General features: G+C 63.7%; 5 protein-coding genes. 4 read left to right on the top strand and 1 reads right to left on the bottom strand.

Translation table 11 applies throughout. From position 1 onward, the window contains the following. From KA184_23250 to KA184_23265, 4 genes are all read left to right on the top strand, one after another. Nucleotides 1-368 (top strand): hypothetical protein (locus KA184_23250; GenBank protein MBP8132508.1); only part of this gene is annotated, 368 nt, incomplete at its 5' end. A 403-nt stretch (nt 369-771) separates the two neighbouring features. Then, complete coding sequence (locus KA184_23255) at nt 772-1,572, top strand: tetratricopeptide repeat protein (protein MBP8132509.1); 801 nt, start codon at nt 772-774, stop codon at nt 1,570-1,572. Between the two features lie 39 nt (nt 1,573-1,611). After that, nucleotides 1,612-3,303, top strand: a complete 1,692-nt coding sequence (locus tag KA184_23260) for an arylsulfatase (protein MBP8132510.1) — start codon at nt 1,612-1,614, stop codon at nt 3,301-3,303. Between the two features lie 67 nt (nt 3,304-3,370). Further along, nucleotides 3,371-4,552, top strand: coding sequence for a Gfo/Idh/MocA family oxidoreductase (locus KA184_23265; GenBank protein MBP8132511.1), 1,182 nt, complete (start codon nt 3,371-3,373; stop codon nt 4,550-4,552). Here KA184_23265 and KA184_23270 read toward each other — a convergent pair. After that, nucleotides 4,539-4,956, bottom strand: a 418-nt coding sequence (locus KA184_23270; GenBank protein ID MBP8132512.1) for a hypothetical protein, incomplete at its 5' end; no start/stop codon positions are given. The two genes, KA184_23265 and KA184_23270, sit on opposite strands and share 14 nt — an antisense overlap.

A 4,956-nucleotide genomic window follows, 5' to 3' on the forward strand; every position in this document is an offset into this window, starting at 1 on the left:
CCCTCAGCGATATCTGGGTCTACGATCCTGCTGCGGCGGAGGGCGAGGGAGAAGGCGAAGGCGAGCCCGCACCGCAGCGGTATTATCACAGCGCGGACAAGGACACGGACCGCGAGATTTCGCTGAATGAATTGCTCCGGGTGATTCAGTTCTACAATTTGGACGGGCTGCACTGCGAACCTTGCACGGAAGACGATTACGAGCCTGGTGTAGGCGACCAGGGCTGCCGCCACCACGACAGCGATTATGCGCCGGAAGACTGGACAATCGACCTTTCTGAATTGCTCCGCCTCATTCAACTCTACAACATGGACGGCTACCACCCATGTACAGACAGCGAAGACGGTTTCTGCCCGGGCGCGGCGTAGCACGGGCGTCCCGCCCATGCTTTTGCCCGGTGGACGGCGCGCATGATATCACCGACTCGACGTTCGGCGTGCCGAATGACGCGTTGCGGCGGCGCATCATGGATTACCTGGCGTCCATCCACAACGCCACGACCAACGTCGCCTACGGCTGGCCCGCTCGTGCGGGAATGCTGATTCTGCATTACACTGCACAGCCGATGGCGGCTGTGCCACACTGTGTGAGCCACACTGCGCCGTGCGTAACTCACAATCCACAACCTGCCAGTGCTGGTTGAACGCCCGGACGCTCCAGGGAGCGTGAAGGAAGCTTACCGAGCATTGCCCGCGGCGCTCGCCCGGGGCGCTGGACATCTTCGCGGCGGGGACTTATCATCAGGCGATTCGGAGAGACGGGAGAAGTTCCATGGGCAACGGCAACATGAAGCAGCTTTTTCAGCAGGCGGGGCAGTTATACCAGGCAAAACGGTATCCGGACGCGCTGAGACTACTCGACCAACTGGCGCAGCAGGCACCCGGAAACGTGGAAGTACTATACGCGCGGGCGCTATGCCTGGGCGCGCTGGGGAAGGTCCCGGAGGCGGTCGAAATCTGCGAAATGCTCGCGAACGTGTATGGGGATGCGCGGGGCGCCCAATTGCGCGCCCGGCTGACGCAGCCGGGGCGCGCGGCGGCGCCGTCCCCGGCGCGAGCGCCCGCGGCGAAGCCCGCCGCACCCGGTCAACGGGCTGGCGCCCCGGCGAAGAAGAGCAGCGGGAACCTCGTGCTTGTCGCGGTGCTTGTCGTGCTGGTTGCGGGCGCGGGCGGGGCGTACTACTACCTGAATTTCATGCATGCGGAAGAGGCGCCGGCGGGCGCGGCGGCTGCGCCGGTTGCGAGACGTGCGCAGCCTCAGGCGGTGAACGGAATCTTCGGCGACCCGAACGGCGTGAAGCTGGCCGCTACGAATGAGACGGGCGGTGTCCTCGACGTGTGGCTGGGCGATGTGGGGGCAACGTCCGTGCCGCTGGCGAGTTTTCAGGCGGGATCAAACGGCACCATCGGGATTGCAGCGGGCAAGCAGAAAGTGCGTCTCCGGGCGGACTGGGGTAATGTGCGTTTTCACACCGCCATCCAGGATATCGACATCAGTGCGCCGCAACAATTGGTTTTCTTCCGCGAGTTCAACCCGATGGGCATTCCGGAAGTGAAGTGGCGGGTACAATAGGCGGCATATCCGGATTCGGGGACGGGAAAGGAAGGTGGCATGCGCGGGCAGAGCCGTCGCGCGTTCCTTCAGAAAGCGGGCATGGCCGCGGGCGCGGCGCTTGTGTCCGGCGCGCGGACACGCGCGCAGGATGTCGCTTCGCGGCGAATGCCGAATGTCATCCTCATCATTACGGATGACCAAGGCTACGGCGACCTGAGTTGTCACGGGAATCCGGTGCTGAAGACGCCGAATCTGGACCGGCTGCACGCGGAAAGCACGCGGTTCACGCGGTTTCATGTATGTCCGGTGTGTTCGCCGACGCGGGCGTGCCTCATGACGGGCCGGTACAACTACCGCACGGGCGTGGTGGACACGTACATCGGCCGGTCGATGATGCACCCGGACGAGGTAACGATCGCGGAAGCGTTCTCGCAGCATGGCTACCGCACGGGCATCTTTGGGAAATGGCATCTGGGCGACAACTATCCGATGCGCGCCAAGGACCAGGGATTCCAGGAATCGCTGGTGCACCGGGGCGGCGGGCTGAGCCAGCCGAGCGACCCGCCGGACAGCGGTTATTTCGATCCCGTGCTTTCGCGCAACGGGACCTTGCAGAAGTGCCGGGGTTATTGCACTGACGTGTTCACGGACGCGGCGCTGGCTTTCATCGAAGCGAACCGCGACCGGCCGTTTTTCGCGTATCTCGCCATGAATGCGCCGCACGTGCCGCTCGAAATCGACGAACGCTATGTTGCGCCGTACCGCACCGCGGGAGTGGGGGAGGGGGCCGCGAGAGTCTACGGGATGATCGCGAATATCGACGAGAACGCCGGGCGCGTGATGGACCTGCTGGCGAAGCGGGACATCGAGCGCGATACCATCGTCATTTTCATGACGGACAACGGGGCGACGCCCGCGGAGAACGCCGAGCGCTACAATGCGGGCATGCGCGGATGGAAAGGGAGCGTGTACGAAGGCGGCATCCGCGTACCGTTCTTCATTCGCTGGCCGGGTGTGCTCGAAGCGGGCCGGGACATCGACCGTATCGCCGCGCATATCGACGTGTTGCCGACGCTGCTGGCGCTGTGCGGCGCGCCGGTTCCCGAAGAGGTGCGGCTCGACGGGCGAAGTCTCGCGCCGCTTCTGCTGGGCGCGGGCGGAGACTGGCCCGACCGCTATCTGTTTTCTCAGTGGCACCGGGGCGACGCGCCGGAACCGTTCCGCCAGTGCGCAGCGCTGAACCAGCGGTACAAGCTGGTCGACGGGAAGGAACTCTACGACCTGGAGAACGACCCCGCGGAAGCGCGAGACATCGCGCCGGACTATCCGCGGATCGTCCAGGAGATTCGCGCTGCATACGAAGCCTGGTTCGAGGACGTGTGCAGCACGCGCGGGTTCGCGCCGATGCGGATTCACCTGGGCACGCCCCATGAAAACCCGACGGTGCTGACACGGCAGGACTGGCGCAATACGGAAGGCTGGGACAAGCAGCACGTGGGCCATTGGGAAGTGCTCGTCGCCACGGAAGGCGAATATGACTTGCTGCTGCAGTTTCCGCCGGCCGCGGAGGGCAGCAAGGCCCGTTTCAGACTGGGCGACACCGAGCGGAGCGTGCCGCTCACGCCCGGCGCGACTTCGTGCGCGTTCGAATCCGTCCCGTTGCAGGCCGGCGATGGACAACTGGAAGCCTTTCTGGAGCAGGGCGGCAACCGGGAGGGGGTCAGGTACGTGGACGTATTGAAGAAGTGACGCGCGAGAGCGTTCAGCATTGGGATTATGGCCTGTGAACGCGCAGGCAGACTTCGGGGAGAGCATCATGCAAAAGGAGACCGTGCGCGCGGGGATAGTCGGCGCGGGATTTTCGGCGTCGTTTCATTATGAGGCCATTCGCAAGGTTCACGGCGCGAACGTCGAGGTAGTGGGCGTCTACGCGCTCGACCTCGAACGAGCCGCGCAATACGCCGCGAAGCGGGGCATCCGCAAGTTCGACTCGCTGGAAGCGCTGATCGATAAGGTGGATCTGGTCCACTGTTGCGTGCTCGTGGCCGGTCACGAGCAGGTGGCCGTGGCGGCGCTGGAACGCGACAAGTCCGTGATCGTCGAAAAGCCGCTGACCGGCTATTGCGGCGACGGTTCGGCGTCGTTTCATGGCGATACCTTTTCCAAGGGCGACGCACTGACACATGGTCTCGCGAGCGTAGAGCGGATGCTCGACGCGGAACAGCGCAGCAAGGGGCGCATCCTGTACGCCGAGAACTGGGTGTACGCGCCGGCGGTCCAGCGCGAACGTGAGATTATTGAAAAGACCGGCGCGCAAATCCTATGGATACATGGGGAAGAGGCCCATTCCGGCTCGCACAACCCGACGTATGCCTTTTGGAAGTTCTCCGGCGGCGGCGTGATGATCGGAAAGGGGTGTCATCCCCTCACTGCGGCGTTGTACCTCAAGCGGGTCGAGGGCCGTGCGCGGGATGGCAAGCCGATCCGCCCGAAGACCGTCACGGGCCGCACGGCGGCGTTGACGCGGATGCCCAGTTTCCGCGACGAGGGTCATATCCGTTCGAACTACCACGACATCGATGATTTTTCGATGATGCACGTCACGTTCGAGGACGGCACGCTCGCCACGGTGTTTGCGTCGGACATCATCCTCGGCGGGATTCACAATTGGCTCGAAGTGGCCGCGAATAATCACCGCACGGTCTGCAATATCAATCCCAACACATCGATGCAGGTCTACAACCCGCGCCACGAAAACTTCGAGGATGTCTATACCGTGGAAAAGATAGAGCAGAAACAGGGCTGGACGAACATGCCGCCGGACGAGGACTGGTTCACGGGCTATCCGCAGGAAATCGAGGCGTTTTACCGCGCCGCAGCCTATGGCGATCCGGTTGAGAGCGACAGCCGCCTGGCCGCCGACACCATCTCTACCATTTACAGCGCCTATGTCTCCGCCGAACGGGGCGGCGCGGCCGTGGACGTCAGGACCTTCTGAACAGCGGCGGACCCACGCAGTAGCCGTCTTCCGTGCCCGCGCCGGGGCAGCAATGGCAGCCGCCGGAGTTGTAGAACTGGATGAGGCGCAGCAATTCGGTCAGGTCGATCTTCCAGTCCGGGCCGCCGTTATAGTCGCTCGCATGCGATGCGCAATCGCGGTTCGTACCGTCTCCCGCGACATAGCCGTCTTCCGTGGAATCGGGAGTATCGGCGCAATGAAACGCGCCGGAATTGTAGAACTGAATCAGGCGCAGTAGCTCGGACAATGCAATTCGTCCGTCATGATTCTGGTCCGCCGTGTGCCAGACGACGCTGCCCTCGCCCTCACCCTCACCTTCGCCCTCACCTTCGCCCTCACCTTCGCCCTCGCCTTCGCCCTCGCCCTCGCCCTCGCCTTCACCC

Source organism: Candidatus Hydrogenedentota bacterium, assembly GCA_018005585.1.
Lineage (GTDB): Bacteria > Hydrogenedentota > Hydrogenedentia > Hydrogenedentales > JAGMZX01 > JAGMZX01.

Coding starts and splice junctions, on each gene's coding strand:
- KA184_23265 (MBP8132511.1), top strand. CDS start 3,371: ATGCAAAAGGAGACCGTGCGCGCGGGGATAGTCGGCGCGGGATTTTCG.
- KA184_23255 (MBP8132509.1), top strand. CDS start 772: ATGGGCAACGGCAACATGAAGCAGCTTTTTCAGCAGGCGGGGCAGTTA.
- KA184_23260 (MBP8132510.1), top strand. CDS start 1,612: ATGCGCGGGCAGAGCCGTCGCGCGTTCCTTCAGAAAGCGGGCATGGCC.